Annotated in this window: 16 protein-coding genes; 8 read left to right on the top strand and 8 right to left on the bottom strand. The window is 63.2% G+C overall.

Annotation, left to right across the window (positions count from 1 at the left end; translation table 11 throughout):
- The first annotated feature begins 191 nt into the window (after window positions 1-191).
- Window positions 192-1,142: a LysR family transcriptional regulator gene (locus tag AB3G31_RS09965; protein WP_367850014.1), complete on the top strand. Its 951-nt coding sequence runs from the start codon at window positions 192-194 to the stop codon at window positions 1,140-1,142.
- Between the two features lie 58 nt (window positions 1,143-1,200).
- Here the strand turns inward: AB3G31_RS09965 and AB3G31_RS09960 are convergent, their stop codons facing one another.
- Window positions 1,201-3,735, bottom strand: coding sequence for a PD-(D/E)XK nuclease family protein (locus AB3G31_RS09960; protein WP_367850013.1), 2,535 nt, complete (start codon window positions 3,733-3,735; stop codon window positions 1,201-1,203).
- 139 nt (window positions 3,736-3,874) lie between these two features.
- Here AB3G31_RS09960 and trxA point away from each other — a divergent pair, with 139 nt between their 5' ends.
- From trxA to AB3G31_RS09940, 4 genes are all read left to right on the top strand, one after another.
- On the top strand, window positions 3,875-4,207 hold the full coding sequence (gene trxA, locus AB3G31_RS09955; protein WP_315204882.1) for a thioredoxin TrxA: 333 nt from the start codon (window positions 3,875-3,877) through the stop codon (window positions 4,205-4,207).
- A 187-nt stretch (window positions 4,208-4,394) separates the two neighbouring features.
- On the top strand, window positions 4,395-5,657 hold the full coding sequence (gene rho, locus AB3G31_RS09950; RefSeq protein WP_315183313.1) for a transcription termination factor Rho: 1,263 nt from the start codon (window positions 4,395-4,397) through the stop codon (window positions 5,655-5,657).
- A 124-nt stretch (window positions 5,658-5,781) separates the two neighbouring features.
- Complete coding sequence (locus AB3G31_RS09945; RefSeq protein WP_367850012.1) at window positions 5,782-6,072, top strand: type B 50S ribosomal protein L31; 291 nt, start codon at window positions 5,782-5,784, stop codon at window positions 6,070-6,072.
- A 110-nt stretch (window positions 6,073-6,182) separates the two neighbouring features.
- Window positions 6,183-7,916 (top strand): hypothetical protein, encoded by a 1,734-nt coding sequence (locus AB3G31_RS09940; protein WP_367850011.1) that lies wholly within the window; start codon window positions 6,183-6,185, stop codon window positions 7,914-7,916.
- 55 nt (window positions 7,917-7,971) lie between these two features.
- Here AB3G31_RS09940 and phoR read toward each other — a convergent pair whose 3' ends face one another.
- The 7 genes from phoR to pstS all read right to left on the bottom strand — a co-directional run bounded on the left by phoR (window position 7,972) and on the right by pstS (window position 14,605).
- Window positions 7,972-9,330 (bottom strand): phosphate regulon sensor histidine kinase PhoR, encoded by a 1,359-nt coding sequence (phoR, locus tag AB3G31_RS09935; protein WP_367850010.1) that lies wholly within the window; start codon window positions 9,328-9,330, stop codon window positions 7,972-7,974.
- 42 nt (window positions 9,331-9,372) lie between these two features.
- Complete coding sequence (gene phoB, locus AB3G31_RS09930; protein ID WP_367850009.1) at window positions 9,373-10,101, bottom strand: phosphate regulon transcriptional regulator PhoB; 729 nt, start codon at window positions 10,099-10,101, stop codon at window positions 9,373-9,375.
- Complete coding sequence (gene phoU / locus AB3G31_RS09925; RefSeq protein WP_367850008.1) at window positions 10,098-10,799, bottom strand: phosphate signaling complex protein PhoU; 702 nt, start codon at window positions 10,797-10,799, stop codon at window positions 10,098-10,100. The genes phoB and phoU overlap by 4 nt, the downstream gene beginning before the upstream one ends.
- Before the next feature lie 51 nt (window positions 10,800-10,850).
- Window positions 10,851-11,624 (bottom strand): phosphate ABC transporter ATP-binding protein PstB, encoded by a 774-nt coding sequence (gene pstB, locus AB3G31_RS09920; RefSeq protein WP_367850007.1) that lies wholly within the window; start codon window positions 11,622-11,624, stop codon window positions 10,851-10,853.
- A 14-nt stretch (window positions 11,625-11,638) separates the two neighbouring features.
- The gene (gene pstA, locus AB3G31_RS09915) at window positions 11,639-12,526 is read right to left on the bottom strand and encodes a phosphate ABC transporter permease PstA (RefSeq protein ID WP_367850006.1); all 888 of its coding nucleotides are present in this window, start codon (window positions 12,524-12,526) and stop codon (window positions 11,639-11,641) included.
- On the bottom strand, window positions 12,523-13,488 hold the full coding sequence (gene pstC, locus AB3G31_RS09910) for a phosphate ABC transporter permease subunit PstC (protein WP_367850005.1): 966 nt from the start codon (window positions 13,486-13,488) through the stop codon (window positions 12,523-12,525). The genes pstA and pstC overlap by 4 nt, the downstream gene beginning before the upstream one ends.
- 97 nt (window positions 13,489-13,585) lie before the next feature.
- Entirely contained in the window at window positions 13,586-14,605 is a 1,020-nt protein-coding gene (gene pstS / locus AB3G31_RS09905; RefSeq protein WP_367850321.1) for a phosphate ABC transporter substrate-binding protein PstS, read from the bottom strand.
- A gap of 202 nt (window positions 14,606-14,807) precedes the next feature.
- Between pstS and AB3G31_RS09900 the strand changes: the two genes are divergently transcribed.
- The 3 genes from AB3G31_RS09900 to AB3G31_RS09890 all read left to right on the top strand — a co-directional run bounded on the left by AB3G31_RS09900 (window position 14,808) and on the right by AB3G31_RS09890 (window position 18,064).
- The gene (locus AB3G31_RS09900; RefSeq protein ID WP_367850004.1) at window positions 14,808-16,313 is read left to right on the top strand and encodes an exopolyphosphatase; all 1,506 of its coding nucleotides are present in this window, start codon (window positions 14,808-14,810) and stop codon (window positions 16,311-16,313) included.
- A gap of 112 nt (window positions 16,314-16,425) precedes the next feature.
- A complete protein-coding gene (locus tag AB3G31_RS09895; RefSeq protein WP_367850003.1) occupies window positions 16,426-17,175 on the top strand; it encodes a PEP-CTERM/exosortase system-associated acyltransferase in 750 nt (249 codons plus the stop codon).
- A gap of 97 nt (window positions 17,176-17,272) precedes the next feature.
- Window positions 17,273-18,064 (top strand): sulfite exporter TauE/SafE family protein, encoded by a 792-nt coding sequence (locus tag AB3G31_RS09890; RefSeq protein ID WP_367850002.1) that lies wholly within the window; start codon window positions 17,273-17,275, stop codon window positions 18,062-18,064.
- Window positions 18,065-18,094: the final 30 nt, after the last annotated feature.

Genomic DNA, 18,094 nt, shown 5'->3' with positions numbered 1-18,094 from the left:
AAATTCCTTATCGGGCAGACAGCTAGGGTAAAGCATTTGTGAGTTCTCACGGTTTGCAGGTTTCAGGCCCCCGCAAGCCGCCACCCGCAGCCAACGGATGATGAGCTGAATTACTGGCTGGGCGATGCACACAGTGGCGCTATGCTAGTGGCAATTGCGCCGCACCACCATCGAGAAATTCCACCCCAACCATGAACTCAGCTCATGCCAAAACCACCGCCCGCCGCCTGCCGCCCCTGAACATGCTGCGCGCTTTCGAGGCCGCCGCCCGGCTGGAGAGCGTGACCCTGGCCGCGCAGGAGCTGCATGTGACCCAAAGTGCGGTCAGCCACCAGATCAAGGCACTGGAAACATGGCTGGGCGTTCCACTGGTGCAGCGCAGTGGCCGGGGCCTGGGGCTCACGGCCGAGGGCGCGGCCTACCTGCCCGGCCTGCGCAGCGCCTTCGACCAGATGGCCAGCGCCACCGCCCGGGTGCAGCGCCCGCTGCGCGGCAAGACCTTGTCGGTCAATTCCATGGCCTCGCTGTCGGCGCAGTGGCTGATTCCGCAGCTGGCCGGGTTTTGCGCCGAAGTGCCGGGCGTGGACGTGCAACTGGCCACCACCCTCAGCGCCACCGGCTTCGACCCGGCGGCCTACGACGTGTCGATCCGCTGCTTTACCGACAGCGAGCTGGCCGCCCTGCGCCAGCGCGCCCCCTGGCGCGACGTGGTGCTGGGGGCCTTTTTGCCCAACACCCTGACCCCCGTGTGCAGCCCGCAGGTGCTGGCCGCCCAGCCGCCCCTGGCCGACCCGGCCGATGTGCTGTCGCGCACCCTGCTGCACAGCCGCTCCACCCCGATGGTCTGGCAGGACTGGCTGGCCCTGGCCGGGCTGGCCGCACAACAGCCGCGCCACCTGGTCACCTTCGACCACGCCCACCTGGCCGTGCAGGCCGCCGTGCAGGGCATGGGCATCGCCCTGGGCAACCCGCTGCAACTGCGCGAAGAACTGGCCAGCGGCCTACTGCACACGCCCTTCCCCGCCCTGACCCTGTGCGACCGCACCAACTACTGGATCATGGCCCCGCAGGCCACGCACAACCCGCACGCGGTGGCGTTTTGCGCCTGGCTGGAGCGCCACGGGAGTTTGCAAGCTTTTTAGGGCTTCTGTGCTTATTCCATAGGCGTAAGCAGCTATTTTTTGTGTAGCAACAGAGCTTTTACGCCGTCCACCAGTCCTTGCGGCACAGGCCTCTCGCGGCACAAAAAGTACAGGCCGCGCCCTCGCCCAGCGCCGCGAGGGTGGCGCCAGCGGCAATGCGCTGCATGTCGTCGAGGATGCCGTGGACCAATGCGTCGCGGGCCTCGACCACCTCGGCCTGCTCGAACAGCTGGCTGCCGTCTTTTTCGCCCACATTGAGGTAGGCGGCGCGCAAGGTGTCATGCGGCAGCAGCGCGGCGTAGAAGGCCAGCTGGGTGTCTTCCAGCGGCTGCTGGATGCGTTTGCCGGTGGCCTGGGCGTTTTCGGTCTTGTAGTCGATGACCAGCGCGGTGGTGTGGCCGTCGGCGTGCACCTGGTCGACCCGGTCGATGGTGCCGACCAGCGTGATGGTGCCCAGCGGGAGTTCGAGCGCGCTTTCGGCCTGCTCGAACTGGCCGCCCGCGGCTTCGTGCGGGGCCAGCCAGGCCAGGTAGCCGTCGCGCACCCGGGGCCAGGCCGAGGCAAAGGGCAGGAACTCGCCCGGCTCCAGGTGCATGTCTTGCGTGATCTGCTCGGCCGCTACATTCATCATAGCTACCCGTGCTGATGGAATGGGCGTGGGAGCCACTTTTAATGCCTCATGAAAATGCCTGAGAACGGCATGCAGCCAGGTACCGAAGTCGCGCTTGTCCACCTCGCCGGTGAGCTCTTGCGACTCCTGCAGGCCCAGTTGGCGCAGGCCGAAAAAACGGTACGGGCAGCGGCGCAAATCCTCGTAGGCGCTGGCCGACAGGCGGGCGACGGGCAGCGCGGCACCCACGGGCAAGGGCCGTTCGCTGGGCAGCGGTGTCAGGCTGCGGGGGATGCGCGGGTCGGCGGCATCCGGGACTTTGCCCGCCACCTGCAGCGCCTGCACCAGCGGGCTGGCCAGCAGGGTTTCGCCCGAGGCATCGCTTTGCCGCCACAGCACGTCGGTGCACGGCGTTTGCAGGGCGTTGGCCCAGGCGGCGCGGGCGGCGGCTTCCAGCACGGCGCGGGACGGCAGGCCCAGGGCTTCGCGCTGCGCGGCGGTCCAGGCCCCGGGCGGCTCGGGCGAGGCGGCCAGGCGCACCTCGTCGCAGCCGGGCAGCACCAGGGCGGCAAACGGGCGGGCCAGCAGCTGGCTCAGGGGCAGCACCACCACTTGCTCGTCCTGCGGGTGGTCGGGCACAAAACTGGCGGCCTCCAGCGCATCGCCCACCCAGGTGCTGAATTCGGCCAGGCGCAGGCGGCGGGCGGCCTGGGGCAAGTCGGCAAATTCGGCCTCTGCCCCCTCGGTCAGGCGCAGGGCCGAGAGCAGCTTGGCCCCGGCGGCATCGGCCTCCAGCGCAGCCCACTGTCCGCTGGCCTGCAACAAGCCACGCACGGCGGCCAGCCAGGCGGCCAGCGGACGGGCGGCTTGCAGGCTGGCGCGCAGGCTGTTGGCCAGGCGCACGGCATCGGAGACGGCGGGTTGTTTCGGCGTGGCCTCGGGACTCCAGGCAGACCAGCTTTGCACCGACGCCTTGCGCAGCGCCTTCTCCAGCGACTGCACGGTGCGGGGGCGGAACGCGGGGGCGTTCTTCAGCCAGTCCAGCACCGCGTCGCTGCTGGCGTCCCAGCGGGCCGCCCGCAGTGTGACCACCAGTTGCGCGGCAGCCCGCGTGGTGGACAGCTTCCAGCCGGTCTCGTCGCGGATGCGCACCTGCTGCGCGGCCAGCATGGCGCGGATGCGCCGGGTCAGCAGGCGGTCGGTGGCCACCAGGGCGACCGGCGTGCGCCCGGCCTCGATGTGGCGCAGCACGCAGGCCGCAGCGCGCTGGGCCTCGTCTTCGGAATCGCTGGCCGGGTGCAACGCGGGCATGGGTGGCGGCGGCGGCGTGGGGCACACCAGGCGCGTGACCTTGTCACCCCAGGCGGCGCACAGGGCGTGGACCAGCGGATCGGTCTGAAAACCATCGAGCACGACGATGCACTCCAGCGCCGCGGGCACGCTGTCGTTCCACAGCACGTCGGTGGCGTAGCTGGAGGCGGCGGCCCATTCCAGCGCGATGCGGGCCACCACGCATTCCAGCGCCAGCACCGGGGCTTCCATGCCCAGGCCCACCGCCTCGCGGGCCTGGACGGCCCACTCGGCGCGCTGCGGCGGCGGCACGGCGGCCACCAGCGGGGCCAGCTGCTGGGCGGCCTCGACCAGACGTGCCGACAAGGCCTCGCGCTGCGCGCCCAGCCCGGCACGCTCCAGCAGGTCGGGGGCCTGCAGCATGTCCATGGCGGTATCAAAGCGCAGATCGTGCGGCCCCTGGGCCGTGCCGCCCAGGCCGTGCGACCAGTTCAACGTGGACTCGAAACGCGGAGCAAAGCCATCGGGCCGGGCCTGCGCCCAAAACCGCTGGGCCAGCGGCATCAGCTGCGCGTAGGGCAGCAGAACCACGGTGCGCGCGGGATGGGCCTGGCGCTGCGCCATGGCCTGCTGTATCTGGGCCAACAGGCCGGTGCCAGGGGCAAACCAGAGGGGGTCGAAAGCGTTGGACATATTTGAAGCAGTGGCGCAGATGGAACAATGGGTTTTCGCTATGCCTGTGATAGCAGGTTGGCAGCCGACAGGAGCTCTTGGTTTCTGTCACAATGCCGCAACTTTAGTCGTACCGGCACTCTGTTTTAAGGAAACCCCCATGGCCAACGAACTCATCAAACATGTCTCGGACGCAAGCTTCGACGCGGACGTTTTACAGGCCGCCACCCCGGTGCTGGTCGACTACTGGGCCGAGTGGTGCGGTCCTTGCAAAATGATTGCCCCCATTTTGGACGAAGTGGCCACCGGCTACGCAGGCAAGCTGCAAATCGCCAAGATGAACGTGGACGAAAACCGCGACATCCCCGCCAAGTTCGGCATTCGCGGCATTCCCACCTTGATGATCTTCAAGGGCGGCGAGCTGGCAGCCACCAAAGTGGGCGCCATGAGCAAGTCGCAATTGACCGCATTTATCGACCAGCAACTGGCCTAAGCCTTTTCGCACCCAGCCACCCTCGCGGTGGCTTCGTTTTTTCTGGCCATTATTCCTGTCATAATCTGCGTAATCACCCATTTGCCCCCGAGCAAGTCGGTTCGAGTTCCTGGTTTGTGAGGCCCCTCTAGCCTCCTCAAAACCTCCCCCCTTTTTTCCTCTCAGAACTCCGCCCAGGAGTCAATCCATGCACTTAAACGAACTCAAGGCACTGCACGTGTCTGAAGTCCTCAAACAAGCCGAAGAACTTGAAATTGAGAACACCGGCCGTATGCGCAAGCAAGAGCTGATGTTTGCCATCATCAAAAAGCGCGCCCGCACCGGCGAGCAGATCATTGCCGATGGCGTGCTGGAAATCTTGCCCGACGGCTTCGGCTTTTTGCGCAGCCCCGACACCAGCTACACCGCCAGCACCGACGACATCTACATCAGCCCCAGCCAGGTGCGCCGCTTCAACCTGCACACCGGCGACATGATCGAAGGCGAAGTGCGCACACCCAAAGACGGCGAACGCTACTTTGCGCTGAACAAGCTCGACAAGGTCAATGGCGGCGGCCCCGAAGAAAACAAGCACAAGGTCATGTTTGAAAACTTGACGCCGCTGTTCCCCAAAGAGCAGATGAAGCTGGAACGCGACATCAAGGGCGACGAGAACATCACCGGCCGCATCATCGACATCGTGGCCCCCATCGGCAAGGGCCAGCGCGCCCTGCTGGTCGCCCCGCCCAAGAGCGGCAAGACGGTGATGATGCAGCACATGGCCCATGCCATTGCCGCCAACTACCCGAACAGCCACATGATGGTGCTGCTGGTCGACGAGCGACCCGAAGAAGTGACCGAAATGCAGCGCTCCGTCAAGGGCGAGGTGATTGCCTCCACCTTCGACGAGCCCGCCGCCCGCCACGTGCACGTGGCCGAAATGGTGATCGAGCGTGCCAAGCGCCTGGTCGAGCTGAAAAAAGACGTGGTGATCCTGCTGGACTCGATCACCCGCCTGGCCCGCGCCTACAACAACGTTGTGCCCTCCTCCGGCAAGGTGCTGACCGGCGGTGTCGATTCCAACGCCCTGCAGCGCCCCAAGCGCTTCCTGGGTGCCGCCCGCAACGTGGAAGAAGGCGGCTCGCTGACCATCATCGCCACCGCGCTGATCGACACCGGCAGCCGCATGGACGAAGTGATCTTTGAAGAATTCAAGGGCACCGGCAACTGCGAAATCCACCTGGACCGCCGCCTCTACGAGAAGCGCGTGTTCCCGTCGATCCAGCTCAACCGCAGCGGCACCCGCCGCGAAGAGCTGCTGCTGTCGCCCGAAATCCTGCAAAAGAGCCGCATTCTGCGCCAGTTCATGTACAACATGGACGAGATCGAGTCGATGGAACTGATGTTGAAAAACATGAAGTCCACCAAGAACAATGTCGAGTTCTTCGACATGATGCGCCGCGGTGGCTAAAGCCAGAGGCTTTGATTTTCGGGATATAATCGAAGGCTAATCGCGAAAAGTACCGGGCTTTTAAATTGGGCAAAAAATTTCCCAAGGCACCGGGCGGCTAACGCAATTGAACAAGGAAGAAATAATGAAAGCTGGCATTCACCCCAACTACCGTGACGTGTGCTTCATGGACCTGTCGAACAACTTCAAGTTCGTGACCCGTTCGTGCGTTAACGCCAAGGAAATGATCAAGATGGAAGACGGCCGCGAACTGCCGCTGTACAAGCTGGACACCTCCAGCGAATCCCATCCTTTCTACACCGGTACGCAAAAATCCGTGGACAACATGGGTGGCCGCGTGGAGCGCTTCCGCAACCGTTTCGGCAAAACCACCGCTGCAGTCGCTGCTGCTCCAGTCGCCGCCGCCGCAGAATAAGTTTTTCCGCACCTTCAAAGGGGCAGCCCGGTTTATCCGCGCTGCCTTTTTTTCGTTAGGACTTACGCAGCGTAAGTCCTGTGCATTATTGGCCGTACCATTCCCCCTCTGTGAACCAACCCACCCCCGCCATCGTCGCGCAAAGCGCCGTTCGCCGTCTTCCGCGCGTGGCGCTGTGGCTGCTGTGTCTGGCCTATGTGCTGCCCGGCTTCGTCGGCCGTGCGCCCTGGCGCAACAACGACATGACCACGTTTGGCTATATCGTCGAGCTGGCGCGGGGCCAGACCGCCTGGCTGCAGCCCACTCTGCAAGGCCAACCGCCCGCCATTGAAGCCTTGCTGCCCTACTGGCTGGGAGCCTGGGCGGTGCAACTCGCCCCCCAGAGCTGGGCCGCCGATTTCGTGGCCCGCATACCGTTCATGCTGCTGCTGGCGATGGCGCTGGCCAGCACCTGGTACGCGGTGTACTACCTGGCCCGCAGTCCGCGCGCCCAGCCGGTAGCGTTTGCTTTTGGCGGCGAGGCCAAACCAGCCGACTACGCCCGGGCCATGGCCGATGGCGGCCTGCTGGCCATGATTGCCTGCCTGGGCATGGCGCAGCTGTCGCACGAGACCACCCCGGCGCTGGCACAGCTGGCGTTTACCGCCCTGGCCTATTTCGCACTGGCGGCCATGCCCTACCGCACCTGGATACCGGCTTTGGGGGTCGTGCTGGGCCTGGCCGGATTGGCGCTGTCGGGCGCGCCGACCATGGCGGTGCTGCTCGGTCTGGGTGGCGCCCTGGTGTGTTTTCTGGACCGCAACGCCCAAGACCCCGGTGAGCCCTGCAATGCGCCGCGCAGCCTGCGCTGGAGCCTGGCGGTGCTGCTGGTCACGCTGGCAGTGGCCGCGCTGGCCTGGGCTTTGGACCAATGGCGCTGGCGCATCGACCTGCCCGAGACCAACTGGGCCAGTCTGCGCGGCCTGGCCCGGCTGCTGCTGTGGTTTACCTGGCCCGTATGGCCGCTGGCGGTGTGGACGCTGTGGCGCTGGCGCAGGCAGCTCACCAGCGGCAATTTTGGCCGCCACCTGGCCTTGCCGTTGTGGTTTGTGGCGGTGGCCCTGGCGGCCACGCTGAGCACCGATGCCGCCGACCGATCGCTGATGCTGGCCTTGCCCGCCATGGCCACGCTGGCGGCCTTCGCTCTGCCCACCCTGAGCCGTACCGTCAGCGCGCTGGTGGACTGGTTCACGCTGCTGTTTTTCACCATCTTTGCGCTGATCATCTGGGTGATTTGGGTCGCGGCACAAACCGGCGTACCCAAACAACCGGCCGCCAACCTGGCGCGCCTGCTGCCCGGCTTCATGCCCAGTTTTGAATGGTTGCCGTTCGCCGTGGCACTGGGGGCCTCGCTGGTCTGGGTCTGGCTGGTGAAATGGCGGGTGGGCCGCCACCGCTCGGCCATCTGGAAGAGCCTGGTACTGCCTGCGGGCGGCACCGCCCTGTGCTGGTTGCTGCTGATGACATTGGGTCTGCCCGCAGTGGACTTTGGCCGCAGTTACCTTCCCTTGGTGCACAGTGTGGACCGGACCATCCGCGCCCAAACTCCCGGTCGTGCCCTGCCCAACTGCGTCGAGTTCGACAACCTGAACCGCGGCCAGATTGCGGCATTCCAGTTCCACGGCCGCCTGGTACTCAAGCCCGCCCGGGGTGCCACCCAGTGCCCCTGGCTACTGGTCGACGCCACCACGTCGCGCCCCTTGCAACAAGCGGTGGACAAGAACACCTGGGCCCTCAAGCTGGGTGTGCGGCGGCGTGCCGACAATGGCGAAGCGATTCAGCTCTACCAACGCATCCCACCATAATTTGTAAGCTTTTTTGGCTGCCAACGCCCATTCCATCGGCACAAGCAGCTATCAATTAGATAGTATTTCGTTCCGAGATGCTGGCCACCTGCAGCACACTGCCACGCAAGCGGCTGGCCGGAAAAACAATGGCAAACCGCGAACCCTGGCCCTGGATGCTCTCGATGCGCAACTCGGCGCCGTGGCGCTGCACCACGTGCTTGACGATGGCCAGGCCCAGGCCGGTGCCGCCGGTTTCACGCGACCGGCTCGGGTCCACGCGGTAGAAGCGCTCGGTCAGGCGTGGCAAGTGTTCGGCGGCGATACCCGGCCCGGTGTCTTTCACCGAAAATTCGGCCCGGCCATCGGGCAAAGGCTGCCAGCGCACGTCGATACGCCCCCCGGCAGGCGTGTAGCGCACGGCGTTGCTGACCAGATTCGACAAGGCACTAAGCAATTCACTCGACGCCCCGGCGATGGAGCCTTCGGGCATGGGACCAAAGCGCAGGGCATGCACCTTGTTATTCCCGGCGGTCACCATGCCCGACAAAGCCTCGGCCTCGCGGGCGCATTGGGCCAGCAGGTCGCGCAGTACGATCCATTCGCTGGTGCTGGGGGCCGGGCTGCCTTCGATGCTGGACAAGGTCAGCAGGTCGCTCACCAGGGTCTGCATGCGCTGGGCCTGCTGGGCCATGAAACCCAGGTAACGCTCGCGCTGGCCTTCGTCCAGCGGCAGGCTCTGCATGGTTTCGACGAAGCCCGACATCACAGTCAACGGCGTGCGGATCTCGTGCGACACATTGGCCACAAAGTCACGGCGCATGGCCTCGGCCTGCTCCACGGCCGTCACGTCACGCGACAGCAGCAGCCGACGGCCATCGCCATAAGGGTGCAGATGCACCGACAGGCGCACCGGCCGGCTGGCGGTGCCCCCTCTGCCGTGCATAAAGGTGCCGCGCGACGGATCGGGCTCGGCGTAATAGGCGGCAAAGGCCGGGTCACGCACCAGATTGCCAATGAGCTGCTGCAGATCGCGCTGGGCATCGAAGCCGAAATGTTCGGCTGCGATGTGGTTGCACCACTCGATGCGGCCCTGGGCATCCAGCAGCACCACGCCGTTGGGCGAAGCCTGGATAGCGGCCAGAAACTCCTGCAGGCGGGTCTCGGCATCCAACATTTTTTGCTGCGTCTGGCGCAGCCAGCGGCGGGTGCGGTCGGTGATCTCACCCCACCAGCCCTGCATGTGCGGGGCCTGGGCGGCCTCGCCAGTGCGTAGCCAGCGCATCACGCGCAGGCCCCGCACGGCATCCAGCAGCATCCAGAAAATGCCTGCCAGCACCACACCGGCCAGCGCGCCGGGGTAGGCAGCCCACTCCCAGCCCAGCAGGCCCGCGCCCAGTTGCAGGCCCAAAAAGCTCAAGAATCGAAACCACATAGGGAGAATTGGATAAGGATGGTGTACGCACCACCCGGGAAATCAGGCAGCGGAAACCGCCGGGGAAGTGGTTGCGGCGGCGATGGGCTGCGCCGTGATGCGGTAGCCTGCGCCACGTACCGTTTCCACCATGGTCCCGCCGGCACCCAGGGATTCGCGCAGGCGTTTGACGTGCACATCCACTGTGCGTTCTTCAATAAACACATGGTCACCCCAGACCCGGTCGAGCAACTGCGAGCGTGAGTGCACGCGCTCGGCATTCTTCATCAGGTACTGCAGCAGCTTGAACTCGGTCGGGCCGATCTTCACGGCCTGGTCCTGGAAGGTGACCCGGTAGGTAGCGGCATCCAGCGCCAGGGCGCCGATGCGCAACGTACCACTCTCTTGCTCGGGCGCACGGCGGCGCAGCACCGCGCGGATCCGGGCCAGCATTTCCTTGGTGGAAAACGGCTTGGAGATGTAATCGTCGGCCCCGGCATCCAGACCGGCCACGCGGTCATTTTCGTCGCTGCGGGCGGTCAGCAAAATGATGGGCACGGCCTTGGTGCGCGGATTGGCACGCCATTTTTTGGCCAGTGACAGGCCACTTTCGCCGGGCAGCATCCAGTCCAGCAAGATCACATCGGGCAGCATGGCATCAAGCTCGCACTGCGCCGTGACGCTGTCCATCGCCCAGGTCGGCTGGAAGCCACTGTGGCGTAGATTCACCGCAATCAGCTCGGCAATCGCGGGCTCGTCTTCGACGATCAAGACCCGGGGCATGGTTTTCATTGCAGTGCCGACTCCACCTGAGCGACGGTGGCGTGGCGCACGTCTTCGCCCTTCACAATGTAGATGATGAACTCGGCAATGTTCTTGGCGTGGTCACCGATACGCTCGATGGCTTTGGCGATGAACAGCAGGTCCAGGCTGGCGGTAATGGTGCGCGGGTCTTCCATCATGTAGGTGATGAGCTTGCGCACAAAGCCGTCGAACTCCTGGTCGATGAGGTCGTCTTCTTTCAGAATGTCCAGCGCCGCGGCGGTGTCCAACCGGGCAAATGCGTCCAGGGCCTTGCGCAGCAGGCCGGAGGCCATATCGGCCGACACGCGCAGGTCCAGCGTGGGCAAGGAGCGGGGTGAGCTGCTCCGGGCGATGGATTTGGCCATGCGGGCGATCTTGTTGGCCTCGTCGCCCACGCGCTCCAGGTTGGCGGTGGTTTTGGAGATGGCGATCAGCAGGCGCAAATCCCGCGCCGTGGGCTGGCGGCGGGCGATGATGCTGGAGAGTTCGCGGTCGATTTCGATTTCCATGCCATTCACACGGATTTCGGTTTCGGCGACCTGGTCGGCCACTTCGACGCTGAATTGCGACAGCGCGTAGACCGCCTGGCGGATCTGCGATTCCACCAGGCCGCCCAGCTCCATCACGCGGCTGGAAACGCCATTGAGTTCGCTGTCGAACTGGCTGGAAAGATGTTTATCGGGCATGAGGTCTCCAATTCAAAAGGGTTGACTACGCTGGGGGGTGTTCGTCAACTTTTAGCCGAAGCGTCCAGTGATGTAGTCTTCAGTCTCTTTGCGCTTGGGCTTGAAGAAGATGTCTTCGGTGGCACCAAACTCCATCAGGTCGCCCAGGTACATGTAGGCGGTGTAGTCGCTGCACCGCGCGGCCTGCTGCATGTTGTGGGTCACGATGACCACGGTGTAGTCATTCTTCAGCTCGGTGATCAGCTCTTCGACCTTGGAGGTAGAGATGGGATCCAGGGCCGAGCAGGGCTCGTCGAGCAACAGCACTTCGGGCTTGATGGCAATGCCGCGGGCAATGCACAGGCGCTGCTGCTGGCCGCCGGACAGGCTGGAGCCGCTCTGGTTGAGCTTGTCCTTCACTTCGTTCCAGAGAGCAGCCTTGCGCAGCGCCCATTCGACGCGCTCTTCCATGTCGGTGGTGTTGAGGTCTTCAAACAGCTTCACACCAAAGGTGATGTTGTCGTAGATCGACATCGGGAACGGCGTGGGCTTCTGAAACACCATGCCGACCTTGGCGCGCAGCAGGGCCACGTCTTTCTTGCTGGTCAACAGGTTCTCGCCGTCCAGCAGAATCTGGCCTTCGGCGCGCTGCTCGGGATAGAGCTCGAACATGCGGTTGAAGATGCGCAGCAGCGTGGATTTACCGCAGCCTGAAGGGCCGATGAAGGCGGTGACCTTCTTTTCCGGGATTTCCATGTTGATGCCCTTGAGCGCATGGAACTTTCCGTAGAAGAAATTCAGGTCTTTGACCGAGATTTTCGAGGGGCTTGCAACAGTGGTTTGCATGGTGAGGACTCAGATTAATTCTTGTTGGAACCAGCCCACAGACGGGCCAAAATATTCAGACCCAGCACGGCCATGGTGATCAAAAAGACCCCGGCCCAAGCCAGCTTTTGCCAGTTTTCATACGGACTCATCGCAAATTTGAAGATCGTGACCGGCAGGCTGGCCATGGGCTGGCTCAGGCTGGAAGTCCAGAACTGGTTGCTTAGAGCGGTGAACAGCAGCGGCGCGGTTTCTCCGGCGATACGGGCCACGGCCAGCATCACACCGGTAATCACACCGGCCCGGGCGGCCTTCAGGGTGATGCTCAGAATCACCTTCCACTTGGGCGCACCCAGGGCGTAAGCCGCTTCCCGCAGGCCGGGCGGCACCAGTTGCAGCATGTTCTCGGTAGTGCGGATGACCACCGGAATCACGATCAGCGCCAAGGCCACCACCCCGGCCCAGCCGGAAAACGACTTGAAGCGCGACACCACTACGGCGTAGACGAACAGGCCGATTACGATGGAGGGAGCCGACAGCAAAATGTCGTTCACAAACCGGGTGGTCGAGGCCAGCCAGCTCTTGGTGTCGTACTCGGCCAGGTAGATACCGGCCATGATGCCGATGGGTGCGCCCACGCAGGTGGCCAGCGTCACCATCAGAAATGAGCCGTAGATGGCGTTGGCCAGGCCGCCTTCGTCGTTAGGCGGCGGGGTCATCTGGGTCAGGGTGGCCATGGTCAGGCCTTCAATGCCCAGGCGCACGGTTTCAAACAAGATCCAGAAGAGCCAGAACAAGCCGAAAGCCATGGCTCCCAGGGCCAGCACCAGGGCAATCTGGTTGACGCGTTTGCGTTTGGCGTATTTGACGCTGCGCGTGTGTTCCAGCGCGGCCGCTTTGAGCAACATTTCGCCCGTGGTCATGATTTGGCTCCTTCATTTTTCCGCAGCTGCGACAGCAGCAATTTGGACAGGGAAAGAATGACGAAAGTGATAAAGAACAGCACCAGGCCCAGATACATCAGAGCGCCTTGGTGCAGGCCTTCGCCCGCCTCGGCAAACTCGTTGGCCAGCGCCGAGGTAATGCTATTGGCCGCCTGGAACAGGCTGAGCGAATCCAATTGGTTGAAGTTGCCAATCACAAAGGTCACCGCCATGGTTTCACCAATGGCCCGACCCAAGCCCAGCATGATGCCGCCCACTACACCCGACTTGGTATAGGGCAGCACGACCTTGGACACCACTTCCCAGGTGGTGGCACCCAGGCCGTAGGCCGATTCCTTCAGCAGCGTGGGAGTGACTTCAAACACATCGCGCATCACCGCGGCGATGAACGGGATGATCATGATCGCCAGGATGATGCCGGCCGACAAAATGCCGATGCCTACCGGTGCACCGGAAAACAGCGTGCCCAGGAAAGGCACATCGCCAAACGCCGCTTGCAAAGGCTGCTGCACATAGGTGGACAGCACCGGGCTGAACACCAGCAAACCCCACATGCCATAGACGATGGAGGGCACCGCAGCCAGCAATTCAATGGCGGTGCCCAGCGGGCGCTTCAGCCAGGCGGGCGACAGCTCGGTCAGGAACAGCGCGATGCCGAAACTCACCGGTACCGCAATCAGCAAGGCGATGAACGAGGTCATCACCGTGCCGTAGATCATCACCAGGCCGCCAAAGTCTTCCTTGACCGGGTCCCAGGTGGTGCTGGTCAAAAATCCCAGCCCGTACTTGGCAATCGCGGGCCAGGCACTGATGGTGAGCGACGCCAGGATGGCGACCAGCATGACCAGGGTGAAGATGGCCGAACCCTTGGCCAGCCAGGCAAAGATACGGTCGAAAACCGGCCCGGAGCGGGCCGCTTTGGGGCGGGGAGGAGTGGTCATCGCGTGTCCGGAAGACTTACCAGATGGATTTAACAGGTGCTCGGTCGCCGGAAGTGTAGATGACACGTTTTGCTCCTTGGTCCTAAGGTATCGGGGCTTACTTGATGGCGACGGGTTTGCCAGCGGTATCGGTCACCTGGCTCCAGGCCTTTTCAATCACCGCCACCACGGGTGCGGGCAAAGGCACATAGTCCAGATCGTCGGCAATCTTGGCGCCGTTTTTGTAGGCCCAGTTGAAGAACTTGAACACTTCGGTGGCGTTCGCTGGCTTTTCCTGCTTGGTGTGCATCAAGATGAAGGTGGCGGTAGAGATAGGCCAGGCTTCCTTGCCAGGCTGGTCGGTGATCAGCTGGTAGAACGATTTATTCCAGTCTGCACCGGCAGCGGCAGCGGCGAAAGCGGTGTCGCTGGGCGCCACAAACACGCCATCGCGGTTCTTCAGCAAGGCATAGGTCATCTTGCTTTGCTTGACGTACGCGTATTCCACGTAGCCAATGGAATTGGGCAGGCGGTTCACGAACGTGGCCACGCCTTCATTGCCCTTGCCGCCCGAACCGGACGGCCAGTTCACGGCTGTGCCCTCGCCCACTTTTTCTTTCCACTCGGGGTGGACGCGGCTCAGGTAGTTGGTGAAGTTGAAAGTGGTGCCCGAACCATCGGCGCGGTGCACCGTGGTGATGGCAGCGTCGGGCAAGGCCACGCCGGGGTTCAACGCCACCAGCGCTGCGTCGTTCCACTTGGTGATCTTGCCCAGGAAGATGTCGCCCAGCACGGCGCCCGTCAGCTTGAGTTGGCCAGGCGCAATGCCCTTGATGTTGACCACGGGTACCGTGCCGCCGATGACGGCGGGAAACTGCATCTGGCCCTTGGCCTTGAGCACATCGTCGGTTTGGGGCATGTCGGACGCACCGAAGTCCACCGTCTTGGAGTCGATCTGCTTGATGCCGGCGCCGGAGCCTACGGACTGGTAGTTGATTTTGACACCGGTGGCCTTGTTGTACTCAGCCGCCCATTTGGAGTACACGGGTGCGGGGAATGTGGCACCGGCACCGGTAATTTCTTGGGCACTGGCGAAACCGGCAAAAGACAAGGCAGCCGAACCAGCCAAGCTGACCATGGCGATTTTGAAACGTACTTGCATCAGAAAACCCTTTGGGTAAGTGGAAACATGTCGAAATGGTGCCGTGGTTTACCGGATGGGCAAACCCTGGCGATGGCCGTACTTTAAGAAGGTTATGTGACATCTATGTGACAAAAATAACGCCATGGTGCCGCCGCCGTGGGTGCTATGCTGCGCCCACGAAAAAAGCGGCCACACCATGCAAAACGGAACTCTCATCGCCGCCCTGGACCTGGGCTCCAACAGCTTTCGCCTCGAAATAGGCCGCTTGGACCACGGGCAAATCCACCGCACCGAATACCTGAAGGAAACCGTCCGCCAAGGCAACGGCCTGGACGAAAACCGCAATCTCAGCCAGGAAGCCATGCAGCGCGGCTGGGATTGCCTGGCCCGCTTTGGCGAACGCCTGGCCGGGTTCGAGCGCCACCAGGTGCGCGCCGTCGCCACCCAGACCCTGCGCGAGGCCCGTAACCGCGACGAATTCCTGGCCAAGGCGCACGAGGTGCTGGGATTTCCTATCGACGTGATTCCGGGCCGTGAAGAAGCCCGGTTGATCTACCAGGGCGTGGCCCGGCTGCTGCCTCAGTCGGACGAGCGGCGTCTGGTGGTGGATATCGGCGGGCGCTCCACCGAAATGATCCTGGGCCAGGCCTATGACGCCACGGTGATGGAATCCTTCCGGGTGGGCAGCGTAGCCTGGTCGATGAAGTACTTCCCCAACGGCCAGTTCACCCGCGATGCCTTCCGCATTGCCGAAATCGCCGCCAAGGCGGTATTGGACGAAGCCCTGAACGCCTACCGCCGCGACACCTGGGACGTGGCCTATGGCTCCTCTGGCACCGTCGGCGCGGTGGGCGACATTCTGCATGCCGCAGGCTGGCCGCTGAACCTCATCACCCGCGAGGGCCTGGACTGGATCAGCGACCGTCTGCTCAAAGCCCAGAGCGTCGAGAAACTGCGTATCGAGGGCATGAAGGACGACCGCAAACTGGTCATTGGCGGCGGCATCAGCGTGCTGCGCGCCGTGTTTGACCTGCTGGGCATCGACGAAATGCATGCCGCCGACGGCGCCCTGCGGCACGGCGTGCTGTACGACCTGGTAGCACGCGGCCAGGAAGAAACCGACCTGCGGGCCGTCTCGGTGCAGCGTATGGCCAGCCGCTTTGGTGTGGACACCCAGCAGGCCCAGCGTGTGGCCAAACTGGCCTGCACGCTGTACGGGCAGTTGCAAACCGGCAGCGATGTCGCCGCCAGCGAAGTGACCCGCCAGCAGCGCAAACTCAACTGGGCTGGCCAATTGCATGAAATTGGCTGCCAAATCTCACACCAAGACCACCACAAACATGGTGCCTATGTTCTGGAACACGCGGACGCACCCGGTTTTGCCCTGTTGGAGCTGCACCGCCTGAGCCAGATGGTGCTAGGCCACCGCGGCAAGCTGCGCAAGCTGGAACTGGACTTTGACGACGCGGCCTTCATGCAGCAATTGCTGTGCTTGCGGCTGGCCACCATGCTGTGCCACGCCCGCAGAGACCCCGACACTGCCGGCTTGGAACTCCGAATGGACCCCGAACTGGACAGCCAATTTGTACTGTCGACCCGTCCCGGCTGGGCGCAAGCCTTCCCCCAGTCGGCGCATTTGCTGCGCGAAGAAGCACAAGCCTGGCAAAAAACGCCTTGGTCTCTGCAAATTTCCGAGGCGTAAATGTGATTTACAGTTGCAAATTGCAATAAATATTTCAAGAAACCTATGTAAAGCCAGTGCAAAGTGTGTACGGTTACATCCCGCAACACCGCTAACACCCCGCAAGGCCCGTATGTCAGACACTCCCCGCCTCAACCTGGGCGACGGCTACAAACAGTACTTTGAAATTGCGCCCGCATTGGAGCCCAGCCGCGTCAACGACGTGTTTTTTATCCGGCATGACGTCTACGCCCGCGAGCTCGGCTTTGAGCCGGTGCGCGAGGACCAGCATGAAACCGACAAATACGACTACCGCTCCCAGCACTGCCTGGTGCGTAGCGCCGATGGCACCCGCCTGGCAGGCTGCGCACGGCTGGTACTCGCGGACCCAGCCCACCCCGCGGCGCCACTGCCGTTCGAGCTGACCTGCAAAAACACGCTGGACCGCAGCATCATCGACCCCGCCCTGCAGCCGCGCGGTCGCATTGCCGAGGTGTCCCGGCTGGCGGTGATGTCTGAATTTCGCCGACGCAAGGGCGAACAACAAAGCGAAGCAAGTATCTCGGACCAGGATTTTGGCGACCAGAAGCAGCCCCGCTTCCCTTACCTTCCCGTCAGCCTGTACATCGGTGCCGTTTTGATGGCCCAACGCCATGGCATCGACACCTTGTTCACCCTTACAGAACCCCGACTGGCCGAGCACTTTGGCAAACTCGGGGTCAACATCATCCCGATTGGCGGCCCGGTGGAGCACCGGGGCCAGCGCGTGCCATCGATGCTGCGGGTGGACGAGGTCTACCAAGGGTTGCGCCTCATGGTGCGTCCGTTGTGGCACACCATCAACGCCCAGCTGAATGCGGCTTACGCCCAGCCGAAGGACTGAACAGCCAGTTTTGTTATTTCCAAATATGCTAAACGGCATATTGGTAGAACAATAAAGTAGTTTGGAATAGGGCGGCGGGCTTTTATAGTCGCGCCCTATGCAAGATTTAGCGTTTGTTTTTGCCGGTTTTTTTGTCGGCTTCGTGGTGGGTTTGACCGGGGTGGGCGGCGGCTCGCTCATGACCCCCATCCTGATTTTCTTCTTCGGCATGAAGCCGTACCTGGCCATTGGCACCGACCTGCTGTTCGCCTGTTTCACCAAAGCCGGTGGCACACTGAAGATGGCCCGCTCCGGCATGGTCAACTGGCGCATCGTCGCCACGCTGTGTGCCGGCAGCATTCCGGCTTCGCTGTTCACGCTGTGGATCCTGCACACCCTCGGCCCGGCCGATGCCCAGGTTCAAAAAGCCATGACCACCACCCTGGGCGGGGCCTTGCTGCTGACCGCTGCAGCCACCCTCTACAAAAGTGTCCGTGGTAAGTCTGCCCCCCGCAGCGTCAAGGCAGGCCATATGGCCCAGGCCGAACGCCCGCGCCATTGGAGCCTGCCGTTGTTGTTCGGCGCGTTCATTGGCGCACTGGTCACCCTGACCTCGGTCGGTGCCGGGGCCATTGGTGTGACCGTACTGATGCTGCTGTATCCCTTGCTTCCGCTGCAACGCATTGTGGCCGCTGACATCGCCTACGCCGTACCCTTGACCCTGGTGGCTGGCCTGGGCCATGCCGGGCTGGGCTCGGTGGATTGGCCGCTGCTGGCCAAGCTGCTGGCAGGTTCGCTGCCCGGCATCTGGCTCGGTTCGCACCTGATGCTCAAAACCTCGGACCGCGTCATCCGCGGCCTGCTGTCCCTGCTGCTCGCGTATGCAGGCACCAAGTTACTCGCACTTTAAAATCGCAGGCTGCCCTGCCCCACGACCGTA

The organism is Rhodoferax sp. WC2427 (assembly GCF_040822085.1).
GTDB lineage: Bacteria > Pseudomonadota > Gammaproteobacteria > Burkholderiales > Burkholderiaceae_C > Rhodoferax_B.
This window is presented reverse-complemented; position numbering and strand designations above follow the sequence as displayed.